The 16,740-nt window shown below is 47.6% G+C and carries 20 protein-coding genes; 19 read left to right on the forward strand and 1 reads right to left on the reverse strand.

The genetic code is table 11. The features are described 5' to 3' along the window. The first annotated feature begins 4 nt into the window (after positions 1 to 4). From OH461_RS10655 to OH461_RS10745, 19 genes are all read left to right on the forward strand, one after another. Complete coding sequence (locus OH461_RS10655; RefSeq protein WP_270020603.1) at positions 5 to 955, forward strand: phage protease; 951 nt, start codon at positions 5 to 7, stop codon at positions 953 to 955. A 42-nt stretch (positions 956 to 997) separates the two neighbouring features. After that, positions 998 to 1,882, forward strand: coding sequence for a Mu-like prophage major head subunit gpT family protein (locus tag OH461_RS10660; RefSeq protein ID WP_270020604.1), 885 nt, complete (start codon positions 998 to 1,000; stop codon positions 1,880 to 1,882). An 83-nt stretch (positions 1,883 to 1,965) separates the two neighbouring features. Then, positions 1,966 to 2,409 carry a hypothetical protein gene (locus OH461_RS10665; protein WP_270020605.1) on the forward strand — a complete coding sequence of 148 codons (444 nt, stop codon included), beginning with the start codon at positions 1,966 to 1,968 and terminating at the stop codon, positions 2,407 to 2,409. A 2-nt stretch (positions 2,410 to 2,411) separates the two neighbouring features. After that, positions 2,412 to 2,846 carry a gp436 family protein gene (locus tag OH461_RS10670; protein WP_270020606.1) on the forward strand — a complete coding sequence of 145 codons (435 nt, stop codon included), beginning with the start codon at positions 2,412 to 2,414 and terminating at the stop codon, positions 2,844 to 2,846. 8 nt (positions 2,847 to 2,854) lie between these two features. Beyond that, a complete protein-coding gene (locus tag OH461_RS10675; protein ID WP_270020607.1) occupies positions 2,855 to 3,400 on the forward strand; it encodes a phage virion morphogenesis protein in 546 nt (181 codons plus the stop codon). Between the two features lie 4 nt (positions 3,401 to 3,404). Then, the gene (locus OH461_RS10680; protein ID WP_270020608.1) at positions 3,405 to 4,085 is read left to right on the forward strand and encodes a hypothetical protein; all 681 of its coding nucleotides are present in this window, start codon (positions 3,405 to 3,407) and stop codon (positions 4,083 to 4,085) included. Beyond that, complete coding sequence (locus OH461_RS10685) at positions 4,078 to 4,275, forward strand: DUF2635 domain-containing protein (RefSeq protein ID WP_270020609.1); 198 nt, start codon at positions 4,078 to 4,080, stop codon at positions 4,273 to 4,275. The genes OH461_RS10680 and OH461_RS10685 overlap by 8 nt, the downstream gene beginning before the upstream one ends. Then, positions 4,275 to 5,774, forward strand: coding sequence for a phage tail sheath subtilisin-like domain-containing protein (locus OH461_RS10690; protein ID WP_270020610.1), 1,500 nt, complete (start codon positions 4,275 to 4,277; stop codon positions 5,772 to 5,774). Before OH461_RS10685 ends, OH461_RS10690 begins: the two co-directional genes overlap by 1 nt. Before the next feature lie 52 nt (positions 5,775 to 5,826). Continuing rightward, positions 5,827 to 6,177, forward strand: a complete 351-nt coding sequence (locus OH461_RS10695) for a phage tail tube protein (protein WP_270020611.1) — start codon at positions 5,827 to 5,829, stop codon at positions 6,175 to 6,177. Between the two features lie 62 nt (positions 6,178 to 6,239). After that, positions 6,240 to 6,635, forward strand: a complete 396-nt coding sequence (locus OH461_RS10700) for a phage tail assembly protein (protein ID WP_270020612.1) — start codon at positions 6,240 to 6,242, stop codon at positions 6,633 to 6,635. A gap of 111 nt (positions 6,636 to 6,746) precedes the next feature. Then, positions 6,747 to 8,588, forward strand: a complete 1,842-nt coding sequence (locus tag OH461_RS10705; RefSeq protein WP_270020613.1) for a hypothetical protein — start codon at positions 6,747 to 6,749, stop codon at positions 8,586 to 8,588. Next, on the forward strand, positions 8,588 to 9,811 hold the full coding sequence (locus OH461_RS10710; protein WP_270020614.1) for a DNA circularization protein: 1,224 nt from the start codon (positions 8,588 to 8,590) through the stop codon (positions 9,809 to 9,811). Before OH461_RS10705 ends, OH461_RS10710 begins: the two co-directional genes overlap by 1 nt. Beyond that, on the forward strand, positions 9,804 to 10,853 hold the full coding sequence (locus OH461_RS10715) for a phage baseplate assembly protein (RefSeq protein ID WP_270020615.1): 1,050 nt from the start codon (positions 9,804 to 9,806) through the stop codon (positions 10,851 to 10,853). The genes OH461_RS10710 and OH461_RS10715 overlap by 8 nt, the downstream gene beginning before the upstream one ends. Then, a complete protein-coding gene (locus OH461_RS10720) occupies positions 10,850 to 11,407 on the forward strand; it encodes a phage baseplate assembly protein V (protein ID WP_270020616.1) in 558 nt (185 codons plus the stop codon). The genes OH461_RS10715 and OH461_RS10720 overlap by 4 nt, the downstream gene beginning before the upstream one ends. Continuing rightward, positions 11,407 to 11,853 (forward strand): phage GP46 family protein, encoded by a 447-nt coding sequence (locus tag OH461_RS10725; RefSeq protein WP_270020617.1) that lies wholly within the window; start codon positions 11,407 to 11,409, stop codon positions 11,851 to 11,853. The genes OH461_RS10720 and OH461_RS10725 overlap by 1 nt, the downstream gene beginning before the upstream one ends. A 3-nt stretch (positions 11,854 to 11,856) precedes the next feature. After that, positions 11,857 to 12,936, forward strand: a complete 1,080-nt coding sequence (locus OH461_RS10730) for a baseplate J/gp47 family protein (protein ID WP_270020618.1) — start codon at positions 11,857 to 11,859, stop codon at positions 12,934 to 12,936. After that, positions 12,924 to 13,523, forward strand: a complete 600-nt coding sequence (locus tag OH461_RS10735; protein WP_270020619.1) for a YmfQ family protein — start codon at positions 12,924 to 12,926, stop codon at positions 13,521 to 13,523. Before OH461_RS10730 ends, OH461_RS10735 begins: the two co-directional genes overlap by 13 nt. Continuing rightward, positions 13,523 to 14,452, forward strand: a complete 930-nt coding sequence (locus OH461_RS10740; protein WP_270020620.1) for a hypothetical protein — start codon at positions 13,523 to 13,525, stop codon at positions 14,450 to 14,452. The genes OH461_RS10735 and OH461_RS10740 overlap by 1 nt, the downstream gene beginning before the upstream one ends. An 8-nt stretch (positions 14,453 to 14,460) precedes the next feature. Beyond that, positions 14,461 to 15,021 (forward strand): hypothetical protein, encoded by a 561-nt coding sequence (locus tag OH461_RS10745; protein WP_270020621.1) that lies wholly within the window; start codon positions 14,461 to 14,463, stop codon positions 15,019 to 15,021. Positions 15,022 to 15,114: 93 nt separating this feature from the next. Here the strand turns inward: OH461_RS10745 and OH461_RS10750 are convergent, their stop codons facing one another. Then, a complete protein-coding gene (locus OH461_RS10750; protein WP_270020622.1) occupies positions 15,115 to 16,710 on the reverse strand; it encodes a P-loop NTPase fold protein in 1,596 nt (531 codons plus the stop codon). Positions 16,711 to 16,740 lie beyond the last annotated feature (30 nt).

Genomic DNA, 16,740 nt, shown 5'->3' on the forward strand with positions numbered 1-16,740 from the left:
TTTTATGTCTCGCACTCTCGAACTTGCTCTATGTCGTCAACTGCCAAAATTTGAAGATGGCTGGTTACTACTTATCCCTGCAGGTGAGTTTACTGGAGACGATAGCCGCAGCTGGAACAACAGCAATCCTGAATTGGTTGTCGCCAACTCCAACCCTGACAACACGCCTTGGGATATTGAGCACTCCACTCACATCAAAGGCCCAATTGGTGAGCCTGCGCCTGCCTATGGCTGGGTTGTCGAATACCAGGTTCGCAATGGCGAGGTCTGGGGGCGCGTCGAGTTCAATGACGATGGCCTAAGCCTCATCGAGAAAAAGAGCTACCGCTTTTACTCTCCGGCATTTCATTTTACTTCTGCTGGCGTGGTTCACTCCATTGAATCGGTCGGCTTTACCAATCAACCCAATCTTCCAAAGCAACTCCCTGCTCTCAACCATAAGGATAAAACCGCGATGAATCTATCACCAGAACTCGCTGCTGCATTAGGTCTTGAGCCTACAGCCAGTGTCGCCGATGCCGTAGCGGCCGTTGGCCAAATGAACACTGACCACCAATTGGCATTAAACCGCGCTCAGCAAATCGACTTAGACAAGCACGTCCCGAAAGAAACCTATCAGCTTGCTTTGAACCGTGCCCAAAGTGCAGAAGATAAGCTGGCTGAACTCCACACCCAAGAGATTGAATCTTTGGTCGATGGTGCAATTGCAGACGGTAAAGTCGCACCTGCCGACAAAGAGATGTATCTCGCCACTTGCCGCACTGAAGAGGGCTTAACCGGATTTAAGAAGTTCTTAGGCGGCGCTCAGTCCAAAGTGGCAACCGAGCCTTCACACTCCAAAGACCCAGCGAAAACCGAACAACTTTCAGAAGTCGAACTCGCGACGTGTCGTAAGCTCGGCATGAGCCAAGAGAAGTTCTTAGCCACCAAAAACGCTAACCAAAAAGCTCTATAGAGCCTGCGGTTTACCTTTTATTTAAACAGGATTGAAACACCTATGAATGAAGCTCAAATTCTTCAAGCGCTTTTTACTGGTATGAGCGCGGCCTACACCGACGGTTTAGACGCTGTCGACCCACAGTGGCGTGAAATTGCGACTGAAGTGCCATCCAGTACCAGTGCCAATAACTATGGCTGGCTTGCTGATATACCAGGCATTAAAGAATGGGTGGCAGAGCGTCAATTAGCGACCGTGGGTAAACATGCCTATGCCATTGAAAACAAAACCTGGGAAACCTCAATCAAAGTTAAGCGTGACGATGTAGACGATGACCAAATCGGTATGTACTCCGTTCTTGCTAAGAACTTTGGCCAAGAGGTCGCGATTTTCCCTGACCAACTGTCATTTGGTTTGCTGTGTAAAGGCTTCACCGAACTCTGCTTTGATGGTCAGCCTTTCTTTGATACTGATCACCCAATGGCAGGGGCAACTTACTCCAACGTGATCGGTAACCCCGACACTGATAATGGCGAACCTTGGTTCTTGCTCGATACCTCAAAGGTGCTCAAAGCGATCATCTTCCAAAACCGCCGTCCATTTGTGTTTAAGAACATGAACCCAAATGAAGAGTTCACTTGGTTCAACAATGAAATGGCAGCAGGTACAGATGGTCGTTGCAATGTCGGTTTTGGTTTCTGGCAAACCGCAATTGGCAGTAAAGCCGCACTAACCGAAGAGAACTACGAAAAAGCCATCAAGCAGATGATGGGCGTCACCAAGAACAACGGTACTCCGCTCGACATGATGCCGAAGTTGCTCGTCGTCGGTCGTAACAACCGAGCGGCCGCTAAAAACATCCTTGAGCGCGTGGTGAAAGCGTCCGGTGAAACCAACATCTACCACAACGATGTGAAGCTACTGGTAAGTGCGTTCGTTAAGTAAATAATGCCGTCAGTTCAACTGCACACCCCAAAGCTAACTCGTAGGTGTGCAGTTAACTCCCCCCACTCAACGAGGAAGTGAGAATGCCAAATGATACCAAGTCGCCACGTAAACCGCATCAAACTCGCAAGGCAAAAGCTCCAATTGGAAAAAGCAAAACGGCTACTCAAACTGCCGCTGCGCCATCGCAACCGAGTGATGTGCAGTCTCAAGTCGTAGGTCACTACCAGGCAGTGCTACCACCAACAAACCACCCCAATACAAATGCTTTAAACACCGTTTTAACAGCAGCTAGGCAAGGCGATAACGAGCCATTGTTAATCAGTGTTCGCAGTACTCAAAAGCGCGGGTTCTGGCGTTGTGGCCTGTTCTTTAGTGATGAAGGCACCACGCTTGGTGTTCATCCAAAAGACGATGAAGAGCACGCTCCGTTCTTAACCGAGGATGGTGTTGAACTAGTCAGTGTGACCTATGAGCAGTATCAGCGTTTGGTGAGTGAGCCACGCCTTGAGGTTGAGGAGCTATAGCCATGAGCCAGCCTTACGCCACGATTGAAGATTTGCTTGCACGCGATGAGTCTCTGGTTTGGACGTTGGCGACGAGCATCGATGACAGCAATCAGCTCGACGTCGATGCAGTTGAGACAGCAATTCATGATGCGACCGATGAAATCAACTCATTTCTCAAGCGTTATGCCTTGCCTCTTGACAGTGTGCCGAGCCTCATCAAGCGTCAAGCTATCTCGATGGCGTTCTATTGGCTGGCCGATCGCGATAACGCGGTCAGCGAGCTGCTGCAAAAACGCTACGATGCCGCTTTACAAACCCTGCGTGAAGTCAGTAGCGGCAAGCGTGATTTAGGGCTACCTGAAGCGCAAAAGCCGACCGAGACCACCAGTGGTAAGGTGGAAGTGATTGAAGCGTCACGCCCATCAATGCGTCACAGCTTCAATCGATTCTTTTAGAGGTTGCCATGGGAATTAGCGTTCAGGTTTCGGGGGATGTCGAACTGCGCAGTATCGTACAGCGCATGGACAGACTGGCCGACCCAGCCAACAAGCGCAAGCTGCTTAGGCTGATAGGGGCAGAAGTTGAAAGCCAAACCCACGAACGTTTTCGGGAAACCAAACGCGCCCCAGATGGAAGCAAGTGGCAAGCGTGGAGCTCAAGCTATGCCAAGAGCCGCCAAGGCAGTCAGTCATTACTCATGGCAAGTGGTGAGCTAGATGATTCGATTCAGTCATTCGTTAAAGGCAATGATGCGGTGCATACCGGCTCTCCCCTCGCTTATGCCAGAGCTATCCAAGACGGCTTTAAAGGCTCGGTCAAGATAGCCGCGCATAACCGCCGCATTGAGCAAGCCTTTGGTCGTGCGCTTAAGTTCCCTGTTTATCAAAGCATTAAGGCGCACACCCGCAAGATGAACACACCACAACGTCAATACTTAGGACTCTCTAGTGAGAATCGCAAGGACTTACTGACGTTAATCGGTCGCTTTAACCAGGAGCTGTTGGAATAACCCTATGAGTAAACATTACACCAAACCCCAAAGCGCCGAGCTCGATGTCAGTCACAGCACCATTGTGATAGCGGATATCGTCGCAAAAACACTGGCGAAAGCGTTCCAAGGCAAACAGACCGAAGTGCATAAAGTCACCAGTGTCGCTCGCCATGGCAAGCGCTTTGACACCGTGGCCGATGTTAAAGCTGATGTCACGGGCACCGGTGCTATCCGAGTCATTGCGCATAGCGTCAAGAACGTGCGTCGCGAATCCGGCTACACCGTGGGTAACGTTCACTTTGCAGCGTTCGTCATGGTCAATAACCAATATGGCGACAACCGTGACCAACGTGGTGAACTAATAGCGAGCCGTTTGGGTGTCGAGGTGCTCAAACCAAGCTTTAGCCAAGCCATTAACAGCCTTGCTCATAAACCCGTATCGCAAAGCCAATGGGACAACATCACCACGGCTCCGTTTGATGATGCGGGATTATCGATGTTTGCCGTGGAATGGTCACAAGAATGCCGACTCAATGTGCCGGTGGATGCAAGTAAGCTCGATGACTTCAAGACCGCGTTCTTCAGTGGTTCGATTGCTGAAGGCGCGCCAAAGATTGAAGGTGACATTGAACTGCCTATTGGTGCTGACAGTACGGTAAGCAATGAAGCCACTTCTCAACCAGAGGACTCAACCGATGAGTAACACTCTCATTTTAAAACCAAACAAAGGGCTAAAAGTACGCAAGCCTGATGGTAAGCCCTTAGCCAAAGATGGCGAGCAAGTGGTTCGCTCTGCGTTCTGGCTGCGCCGTTTAAAAGACAACGATGTGGTAGCGCTTAAAGAGTTACCCAAGCCACCTGCGACATCAATCAAAAGCAAGGAGTCTAAATAATGAGTGCCATTGCCATTCCTTCCGCTCTGCGCGTACCTCTCTTTTACATGACCTTTGATAACTCAATGGCGGTCAGTGGTACGCCCGTCATGATGCATAAGATTTTAGTGCTGGGTCAGTATAAAGCACCGGCACCGAATGTGTTGGCAAGTCCTTATCAGCAAATCCCCATCACTGCTGACGAGCAAGCCTACGACTACTTTGGTGATTCAATGCTGACCGATACCATCATCGCCACGCGTAAAGCCGATAGCTTCACTGAGCTGGTCGCTATGGGGATTGATGGGCTTAACGCAGGCTCAGGTGCTAAAGCCGATGCGTACACGTTCACTGGCAGCGCACAAAACGCAGGCGTGCTTTATTTAATGATTCATGGTCGTAGCGTACAAGTGGGCATTGACCAAGGTGATGACTCGGCCACAATGACCAGCAAAGCCGTCGCGGCTATCAACGATTTGAACAGCACGGCAGGCAGTGAGCTACGAGTGACCGCTACCGTTAAAAGTGGTAATGACAACATTGTTGAGCTAACCGCCAAAGAGAAAGGCAAGCTTGGTAACGACATCGATATTCGCGTTAATTACTACGTGGGTGAGTCGCTACCGAAAGGCGTTAAAGTCGAGTGTGGCGTGATGGCGGGTGGTGAAGGCACACCAGATATGACCGCGATCATTGCCGCTCTAGGTGACGAGTGGATCAACCATATTATTTGCCCATGGAATGACCAGCAATCACTAAACACCCTACGTGATGAGCTGATTGAGCGTTGGGGCCCACTTAAAATGATGGAGGCCATTGCTTACACCGCCTTTCGTGGTACGCATGCTGAGACTTCTACGTGGGGCGAAACCCGTAATGACTTCTTAGTGACCTGTATGGGCACCAATAAAATGCCGACGCCACCTTGGCAAGTCGCGGCTAGCTATGCCGGTGTCGCGGCCTACAACTTAGCCATTGACCCAGCCCGTCCACTGCAAACACTTATCTTGCCTGGTGTATTACCACCAAGCAAAGAAGACCGTTGGGACATGACTGAGCGTAACCTGCACCTGTTTGATGGTGTGGCGACTTACTTTGTTGATGCCGGTGGCAACGTCTGTATCGAGCGCGAAATCTCGACTTACCAAGTCAATAGCTTTGGTTCGCCTGATCCAAGTTATCTCGATATCACCACCCCAGCCACGCTGGGCTATTACCGCTACGCCATGAAAGCGCACATTCAGCAGAACTATCCAAACCACAAACTCGGTGGTGACGACATTCTTGCCGAGCTAGAACCAGGGCAGCCTATCGTTACGCCAAGCATCATGCATGACGTTTTCTTGGCCAAATATATTGAAATGGTCGAGAAAGGGATCATGGAAGACTACGAAGGGTTTAAATCTACGCTTCACGTTTACCGTAACAAAGATGATGCCAATCGCCTTGAAGTCTACTGCAACCCGAACGTGATTAACGGCCTGCGCATCTTGGCCACTCACGCTGCTTTTAAACTGTAATGCCTTGGGTGCCACTCAGTGGCGCTCATACTAATTAAATGAGGAACCAATTATGTTATTTGGAGTAGCCACCGTTCGTTGCAATGGCACCGAACTCAAGACCACTGGCACCGCCAAGTTCTTCCCTGGTGGGTATGAGCGAGAATCAAAAATGGGTGGCGGCAAAGTGCGCGGCCATACAGAAAAATTCGTTGCGCCCTACGTTGAAGCGCCTCTCGCGGTTGATGAAGACGTCGATGTCATTGAAATCAACAATATCCGTGATGCGACTATCACCTTCGAATGCGATAACGGCTTGAAATACATCATGACGGGCTCAGCACTGGAGAGCCCAATCGGTATTAGTGAAGGTGGCGAAACCGACCCAGGTAAATGGATTGGTAAAAAAGCCAAGAAAGCCTAACCCCAACCGCTTTAAACGCTCAGTAATGGGCGTTTAAACCCTGTTTAAATAAGAGAACTATTATGGCTACAGACGAATTTACAATTGAGCATGGCCTACCTTTGGGTAAAGGTGTCGATGCTGAAATGCAGTATGACGTAAAACTCCGCACATTAACGACTGGTGATGTTATTGATGCTCGCGTGGCCGCAGAAAAAGTGATCTTTGCGCCTGACCCAGACTCCCCTGAAATCACTAAAGCCATCACTGTTGTCTCTGATGTCACCATGGGCCTTGAGCTTTTGCGCCGCCAAATTGCATCCGTTGGTGAAATTCATGGCCCATTAGAAATGTTCCAACTGCGTAAGTTCCACCCCGATGATTTTGAAACAATCAATCAACGTGCCGAGTTATTGGATAAAGCGACGCAGGTGGCTGAAAAGCGGGGGCGAATGGAAAAGTCAATCAGCAACTCTTGAGTGGATAGCTCTTAATTTAGCTGGCCGTCACCACACTGACGTTAGCTATTTCCGCTCTAAGCCGGTTGATTGGCTTTACGATCATGTTTACCAAATCCAAGTGAGTCAAAAATGAGCCAACGTTTAAACAGTGAAATTGTTGTTAACCTATCCGGAAACCTTGCTCAAAAGGCGAAAAGGTACTCTGGCGCGATGCAGAGCTTTGCACAATCAAACTCAAAAATGGCTCGCTCTATTCGTGGCTCTATGACGCTGGTCAACCGTAGTCTGGATAGCGTTGAAAATCGCTATGTCGGTCTCGTTGCAGCGGTGGCAGGTGGCGCGGTTGGTAATCGAATCATGACACTCGATCGTCAGTTATCACGTTTGGCCGTAGCTGCTGGTATTACTCGTGAAAATGTCAAAACCCTTTACGATGATATTGAAGGGGCAAGCAGAGAATTTCATATTGACCCAGCTCAAGCTCTATCTGCAGTAAATGTAATCATGGAAAAAATCGGAGATCTCGATTACGCCATGAGCAACAAACGCAATATTTCCATGGTTATCCAAGCCACGGGAGCTGATGGTGCATCGGTAGGCTCTGTATTTACCAACCTAAAAGAAAAGATGGGGTTAGAGAGCGAGGATGAGATCCTTCAAGCGATCGATATTTTGAACCTCCAAGGTAAACAAGGAGCATTTACCCTTCAACATATGGCTCAATATGGTAACGCAATTTTCTCAGCATACGCAGCGACAGGACGCACTGGTATGGAAGGAGTGCAGGAACTCGGAGCGATCATGCAAGTCGTCAATGCGTCTGCTGGTACTGAAGCTCAAGCGGTGACTGCTGTTGAAGCATTTTTGCGCGATACCGTTCTAAGTGCCCCTAAACGTAAAAAACTCAATCAAGTTGGTATAGACATCTTCGATCCTGAAAAATTGAAAGAAGGCATTGAGATAATGCGGCCAATGAATGAGATTGCTTCAGACGTTTTAACGAAAGGTGATCGAGCAGCTAAGAATGCAGGCAAAACTCTTAGTGATTTCTTAGCTTGGGTTGGCTTTGAATCTGAATCAATAAAAGTAATCAATGCCATCCGTTCTGATTTCATAAAGGATGGAGAAGTAAAGAGCTTTGATCAATTCATGGAAATTAGTGGCGATGGCACAGCAACCTTAAAAGACGCCCAAACAGTAGCTTCAGACTCCGCAGCTGCCTTTCAAAGCCTTGTTACCGCACTCGACAGCTTAGCTAGAAACGAATTATCTGGCCCAATCGGAGAGCTCGCGGATGCAATTAACTCTTTAGATCAACAAGCGGTAGATAACTGGCTTAAGACTGGCAAATACATTGCTTATACCGTTGGTTCTTTGATTGTCGCGCGCAAAGCGATTGGCATCGCTAAGGACTTAAAATCGGTCTTCGGTAAAAAGGGAGCGAAAAGCCAAGGTGGTGCTGACATGGGATTTGGCCTTGGCGTCATGCCCGTGTTTGTCACCAATATGCCTGGAAGCCTTGGAGGTAGCCTCACTTCAGGAGGCAAGACGCCTTCAACTCGCAAGCCGACTAAAACCAACAAAATGCTAAATGGTGCTAAAAATGCTGGGCGACTCTTTCTTCCGGCTTTATTAGCCTACGAAGGCTCTGATATGGCAATGGGTATGATGCCTGACTGGGTGCACGAGGCAGATAAAAAGTTTACCACTCAGGTTAAAGCGGCATTTGGTAGCAAGGAAGCACAAGCACAAATGGTGAAGTACTTCGGTGCAGACCCTAAGCGCTATCATCCCAAAACCTTTGCTCCAAGTAGTTATCTAACGGGCGACTACCAACAACCGCAATCGGGATCCAACTATTCGCCACTGAATGGGCGCATCGATGTCAGCGTAAAAACCTTTCATGATGGTCGTGAACCAAATGTTTCTATCGATTTAAGTGGTCTGCCTGGCGCAGCAATGGAGGACTAATGGCTGAAGAACTAGAGCGTATTGAAGCCTCCTTTCGTGGTGTTGCCTTTCCTCTTGCGACGGTAAAAGGCAAGACAGGCCGCCGTGCTATTGCCCACGAATACCCGAAACGCGATGGCGGCTTTACCGAAGACAATGGCGGCGTACTCAACAACGAGACGATTAGAGCGGTGTTTGTTGGCCCTGATGCTGAGCAGCAATTTTCAGCTCTGATTGCCGCACTCAATGTCGCTGGCCCTGGTGAACTGGTGCACCCTTACTTTGGTATCTTGCAGGTACAAATTGGCGAAGTGGATTATGACTTCGATAACGAGGAGTTTTACGTCGCCCGAGTCAGCTTTCAGGTGTTTGCTGCAGGTAATGACTTAACCATTGAAAAAGCCGATACCCAAGCCGATACCAGTGAAAAAGCCGAACAAGCCAAAGCGGCTAACCATGAGAACTTCGACGAACAAACCGAAGAACTGACGCCTGAGCAAGAGCTCACGCTGGGCGAATCAATAGATAACGCGCTGAATGATTTAGATAGCTTTGTAGCGGACTTACCAGGACTACCCAGTGAGATTGGCGAATGGGTCGACCGCTTAGACCATCTCAAATATTCGGTATCAAGCCTGCTGGCTTACCCTGGCAAGCTAATGCGCGAAGTGACCAACATTGTTGAAGATGTCACGGACTTATTTACTGAGATGCCTCAGAGCTTGGATGTGTATGACCAGATGGCTCAGCGCTGGAAAGGCATGGCCGAGGCTCATGATCCAACATGGAATGAGTCAGACAAGCTTGCAGCAGAAACGCAAAAAGTCACCTACCGCACCTTAGAAACCAGTGCCGTCATTGGCAAGGTCGAAGCGATTATTGCCGCGCCTATTACTGGCAATGAAGGAGGATTTAACGACAGCGAACAAGCCAGTGAGGCGTCTAAAGTCCTCAATGAGCAGCTTAACGATTTAGCCGAGGATGCGATTGAAAGTGGCAACCGTGGCGGCTGGCGTGCCCTACGTTCTCTTAGAGCGGCGGCGCTTATCGATATGGCTGAGCGTATTCGTCAGTTACCCGACGTGGTCACCGTAAAACCGCAAGGGTTGATACCCGTTGCACTACTGGCCTATCAGCAAACCGGTGACACCGAGCAGCGAGACCAAATCATTAAGCGCAATCGCCTATCACGCCCATCATTTATCACGGTTCATTATGAGATTGAGGTGGTGAAGAATGGATAACGTGGTGGCCAAAGTACGTAATCAATCCGTTGAGGGATGGAAAAAGGTCAACGTACGCCGCTCTCTTAAGAGTGTTGTTGGAGAGGTGCGCCTCAGTGTGACCAAAGAGTGGAATGAAGCGCGCAAAATCATCATGACCAAGGGTGAGCCTATTGTGATTGAGATTGGCAATGAGTGCGTGGCCACAGGTTATATTTCAGAGTTCATTCCTAGCTATGACGCGAAAGAAGTACGCTACGAGTTGATTTGTCACGACAAGACCATTGACCTTGTGGAGTGCTCTCTCATTCACAGCACGGGCCAATGGAATAACGCCACGTTAACCCAATTGGCTAACGATGTGTGTAAGCCTTTTGGCATTGATGTGGTGGTAGAAGCCAATGTTGGTGCGGCTTTTGATGTGGTGCGTATCGAGCATGGCGAAACCGTGTTTGCATTTTTAGACCGATTAGCCCGTCAGCGTGGTGTACTGCTAACCAGTAACGCTTATGGCAATTTAGTCATCACCACCGCCAGTACCAAAAAGCTTGGCATCACCTTGGAAACTGGCAAAAACATCCGCGCTGCACGTGGCCGTTTCTCGATGCGAGAGCGCTACAGCGATGTCACTGTAAAAGGCGACTCTGACACGGGCGAGTTCACCTTAGCCAAGACGGGTTACCAAGCTGTCACGGAGAAGGATGTCACCGTCCCTCGCTACCGCCCTTTGATTGTCATGCTTGAAGAGCCTTTCACTGCCGCAGGCGCGAGCCGCCGCGGCCAATGGCACATCAAACATGCCGAAGCCAAATCAAACAGCAGTGAAATTACGGTAACGGGTTGGCGCATGGGAGAGGCATTCAATGGCAGATTGTGGCCAATGAATGAGTTAGTCAAGGTTATTGATCCGATTCAAGACATCAATGACGAGCTGTTAATTGCGGGCTTTGATTTAGAAGAAGGCGACAGTGGCCGCATTACGGTATTAACCGTCATGCCCCCCAAGGCACTAGAGGTGCCTATCGAGACGCCACAAAGCCAAGACAAGGGGATGTTCTGGTGAGCCCAATTCAGCGTATTACCAATAAACTCCGATTGTTGGTCACTCGCGGCCTAGCCTTGGTAGTGCGAGATGAGGTGCAACGTCAGCTCTTGCAAGTACGTGTGGTGACAGGCGATACACTCGACAACGTGCCGCGCTGGCAAAACTATGGCCATACTTCTGTCCCGCCTAAATCCAGTGATGTCTTACTTGCCCTACTCAATGGCAGTGCCTCCTCGCCAGTAGCAATTTGTGTGGAAGACCCAGAGGTGCGGTTGAAGGACTTAAAAAGCGGCGACTCGGCGCTGTATCACCTAGAGGGGCATTACTTCAAAGTCACGGAGAACGGCGTGATGGAAGGCGTTGGCACCGAGCTTAATATTCGCGTTAAGCGCGTCAATATTATTGCTGAAGAGGAATGCTTCATCGACAGCCCGAAAACCAAGCTCACGGGCGATTTAGATGTGACAGGAACCGTCACAGGCAAAGAGGGATTGTTCAGCGGCATAAGCAGCACTCAGCATACTCACAATGAAACAGGCTCAGTCACCCATAAGCCAAATGGAGGCAGCTAATGGTTAAAGTCATTTGGACACAATATGGGGCGCGATATGACCTTAGTGAAGGCCAACTGGCGCAAGATGATGGCCTGTCGAGCCTAGTGATTTTGATGCTATTTACCGATGCACGCGCCAATGAAAGCGATGAGCTGCCAAATCAATCCACTGACCGCAAAGGCTGGCCTGGTAACACCTACAGCGACTTTGAATGGGGCTCTCGCCTGTGGTTACTGATGCGCAGAAAAATCACCACTGAAACCAAAAGTCTCGCTAAAGAATACGCCACGGAAGCATTAAAACCGCTAGTGAACTATGGCTACGCCAAGCGTTACATCGTGACTGCGACACGCACCGGTGCGTATCAAATCTCGCTCGCGATATCTATCACCAAGCCCGACGACAGTGAGCTCAGTTATGAAGCCGCGCTACGTTGGGAAAATACTATAAATGAGGTCTTTTAAGTCATGGCTTACCAATCGCAATCTTTAAAAGAAATCACCCGTCAGCTTGAAAACGACATTGCCACCGAGTTAGAACTCAGTAGTTTACCGCCAATTTGCACCGAGCGTGCCGTGGCCTTTGGTGCGGCAGCGGCGAAGCGTGATACCCATGACCACATCGACTGGTTGAGTAAACAAATCGTGCCAAGCAGCAAGTCTGACGAACAAACCATTGTCGAACGTGCAGCTTATGAAGGCGTGCCGCGCAAGCTAGAGAAAAAAGCAGCAGGAACGGCGACTATTAAGGGCCAGCCCAACAGTCGTCTACCCGTTGATTCTCTATTGCAACACGCCAATGGCCTTCGCTACGTCGTGACCAATGCGAATATTATCAGTGACGGTGAGATAGCGTTTGATCTGCAATGCACAACCACTGGCCGCGAGGGAAATTTAACCGGCGAAGTGATGGAGCTGACACTGGTTAACCCTGTTCCTGGTCTGGAGTCAAAAGCCGCCATTCTCACCATGGATGGCGGTGCAAATCGAGAGCCAATCGGCGAGCTGTTGGGTCGTTTGTACTTTCGCAAACAAAACCCTCCAATGGGTGGTGCGGAACATGACTACAAGGCTTGGGCAATTGAAGTGCCAGAAGTCACCCGCGCATGGCCATACGATATGTACCAAGGCGGGAGCACCATGGGGCTTGCATTTGTGTGTGACAACCTTGACGACATCATCCCGACCGATGCCAAACAACAAGAGGTAAGCCAGTACATCTATCGTCATCAAGACCCAGCCACCGGCATTGAAGTGGGCGCGCCAGGTGGCATCGAACTAGTCATGTTTAAACTGCGTTTAAAAACCGTTCAACTCGATATTACACTCACCCCTGATAACGACCAAACTCGCGCAGCCGTTAAACAGAGCTTAAACGCGCTTGAACGCGACAAATCCAACCCAAACAGCACCATTAAACTCTCTCATGTGCGTACTGCCATCGGTAGCACCAACGGTATAGATGATTACCACTGCACGCTGACTGCCGACATAACCAGTGAAGAGCATGAACTTATTACCTTTGGAGAACCTGTATGGGGCGCTTAACTGCACAAAACACCGAGGCATGGCTAGAGGTTCTGCAGTTATTGATGCCGCAAGGTCTCGCATGGCCAAAAGGCAATGATGCAGAGCTCACCAAGCTACTACGCGCGCTAGCTAAAGCACTGGCCGACACTGACAGCCAGTGTGACGCGATTGAAATCGAAATGACACCCTCGCAAGCGAATATCCTTCTACCCGAATATGAAGCTTATCTAGGCTTGCCCGAATGTGAGGGGCAACTCGGTGATATTCAAAGCCGCCGTCATGCGGTGGAAACCAAAGATAAGATGCAAGGCGGTCTCGCCACATGGCAAATCGAACAGCTAGCCGCAACACTCGGTTACAAGGTGAAAGTTGAACACATTCTCCCGCATCACTGCTTACGCGCTTGCACCCACCCTATTTGGGTTGATAGCTGGCGGCATAAGTTAAAAGTCACCGTGTTCGACATGCCCAACGTTCACATGACCTGCCTTGATAACGTTATGACACCACTCATTAACAGTGACGCACGTGTATTAGAGTGCACACTGAACAAATACAAAATGGGCGGTAAATATTACGATTTCCACTATGCGGAGGGACTTTAATGCATCCACTTCAGAACGGCACTCAGACAGTAGAAAGACCAACGCCCAAGAACCCACTTGGCGACCCTGGCTTTTTCACTGAATCAGGCAAAAACGGTCAGCCAAGTATTCCTGGTGCGGACTACTTTAATGCGCAGATTTTGGAGTTTCAGAATCTGCTGGCAGAAGGTGGTGTTGAGTTTGACCAAGCTAAGTTTGATCACTTAATTGTCGCCATCAGAGCTGTATGCAAAGGTATCTCTCAGTTTACAGAATATGACCCAAAACGCGTCTATATGACGGGTGAGGTTTGCTATACGAAAACGGCCAATGAAATCATCTATTGGCAATGGTATTCAAATAAAGAGTGGTTAGCAGGTAAAGATCCTCTTGATATCGACAATCGGCATTTGGGCTGGCAACACTCAGACAAGCCTTTCTACTGGGTGCCTTATGTAAGTAACATCGAAGGCATGCCGTTTTTCTGGCTTGATACGAGTGCGCCTGAGTTTGCAGTGATGGAGATTAACGTCGATTTACCAATCGCTGTATATTGGCGGTTGGCTCGTCGCTACCCACATTTAGTCGAAGGTGATTTTATTAACACGGGTGAAATTCGTGGTGAGTTCCTGCGTGTTTTAGATCAAGGACGAAGCGCTGATCCAGGCCGAACTATTAACTCTTGGCAAAATTCAACCGCATTCATGGGGGATGGTGATGGACAAAATGGCCCAATTCCGAACATGAACAACTCGCAACATCTTAGAGTGCTGGGCTTTGAATTTGATGCACCGAGCGACCAAAAAGAAGTAATAACTCTAAGGTACGGTTCCACTGTAAGTGAAGTTAACACCTCCGGCATGACAGGCCCAGGACAAGGTAGTAAAACAGCTGACTTTGCTAGAAGCCGTGTACGAAACATAGCCCGTCCAATGGCGATTATTATTTAGAGGTAATAATGAAAGGAAACCTAAAAAAATACTGGCCGATAAACAAAACCACGCGAGAAGTGCTTGCAATGTGCGAAGCTGAGTACAGAGGTGGCATGTTCCATATTCCCAAAAACGCTCTGCAATCTGCCCCCCTACCTCCAAAGCAAGGTTTTGCGGTTATTGCGGTTTTTGATGAATCCGGAAAAGCGATTGCTTCTGAATATATCGAGGACCATCGTGGCGCGACGATCTATGATGAATCGGATTGCACGAAATCGAAAGTAGTTTCTGAGCTTGGAAAGATCAAAGAGGGCTTTACGCCTGATAAGCCGTTAACTGAGTATGATGAACGCACCAACGGGGAATGGGTAACAAACGAGAGCAACAAGTACATTCATGATTACGCATTAGTAGATGCTAAACGTGCGGCACTTTACTCAGAGTTAACAGATCCACTTGAAACTGAATATGCGAGAAAAGTTCGACAAGGTAAAAATGAAGAGGCTCAAATTCTTGATGACCGAATTGATGAGTTAGAGCTAAAGATAAAATCTGAGAACCCTTATCCAACACCACCAAGAATCTAAACTTACCGATTTAAACTCAAAGAAACCGCTTAAATTGAGAGTAACACTAAACTTTCAATTTAAGCGGTTTCTACTTCCATTCGGCGCGACGAGCTACACCTCAATATGGGACAATATTGGGGTTTTGTAATAATGATTGTCACCATGATTCATAAATATAAGTTGCCGAACAAATGCAAGATTATCGGCAACCATAAGGTTTAGAAGAGAGGTTGCTACTTCAGGCATTTGCTCGGCTACACTTGCTTCTTCTTTTTCGTCGACATATCGTACGAATGATCGAAACTCTTCAGATTCATGCTCATGAAAGCCTAGACCTCCCCAACCAGTGCGACGCATAAAGCGAGTCTCAACATCGTCTTTTTTAACCAACATGCCCGCTTCTTTTAAATAATCTACGTAACTAGTAGCTTCAGCAAGAATATCGGACTTTGAAATAGAAATGACCCCGTGAGTTGATAAGCTCAAGAATGTGCCTGTGATGTGCTTTAGCACATTCACATCAGTTACTTCTTTCTCATTCAAAGTCTGTTGTACATCACTGTAAAGAATATCGAGATCATCGTCACTTAGGTCAAAATAATGCCAAAGCTTTACCCAAGATGGTGTATTCTCGGTTTGATAGTATTTAGATTTGTTAATAGACAAATCAATTGACTCACTATTAGCACAGCCATGGAATATGAATTCAGACCATAGCTCTAAATCAATGATAGTTTCAGAAAAATTGACCATTGGATATTTTTCTGAAATTTTTTGATACGGTGTTTTTTGTTTTTCCTTATCTTTATTGAACATATCACTGTACATACTAGCTTGAAGTGCTTTTAGGGTAGATGCTGACAAATCACCACTTTTAGACTCGAACGAAAAACTCAGAAAAAGGCTAAACAAGTCTTCTAACAAACCATTTTTGTTAAAACAAGAACTAGGTAAGTATGCATAAAAACGCTCAAAGTCCCACATTGCATGCTTCAAATGACGTAGGTTTTCAAATTTTGAGCTCTCAAACATCTGAACCATTAGGTCAAAGTTTTGTCTGAAAAATTCTTTTACATCAGTTGTCTTAACTTCATTTATAAAAACATTTAGTGCCGCTTTGACATCAGCCTTGATTTTAAACGTTTTACCAATTAGCTTTTCTTTAACCTTTGAATATTTTTCGTCTTTTTTTAGTATCTCACTTTCATTAGCAAGAACTATAACCTTATAACCCTGATGCTCTACGAAATGGTTAATGTAACCCATAACATCGCTCACGTTAATCGAGCATCTCTCAAGGTCATCGAATACTAAAATAAAATTATCGGTATTAGTTAAATACTCTGGTAGTTTAATGTCCGGTACTGTTGAATTAACGCTAGCATCAGGCTTACCATCTGAATCCAGATCAACTTTGATTGCTGTCTTCAATACACCCTTAAAAATTTTTGACGTGATTTTCATCCCCTTTGAAGAAAGTACGGGATGGAGCTGCTCAAAAAATGAGTTTTCTATTTCTTCAAAACTAGTAACACCGTATAAGCTCACATACAAATATTTACTATCTGTCTTGTTTAAACCGTTCTTAACAAACCAAGTTTTGCCAGCTCCCCAACTACCATCTATGAGGACTGCGTACTCTGGAGAGTATGGTAACTCATAGTAATATGATAAATAGTTGGAAACATTACTATTGTTATCAATCAATTCATTTATCTCCGAAGTTTTAGAAACAGC

This window comes from Vibrio sp. LaRot3 (genome assembly GCF_027587025.1).
Taxonomy (GTDB): domain Bacteria; phylum Pseudomonadota; class Gammaproteobacteria; order Enterobacterales; family Vibrionaceae; genus Vibrio.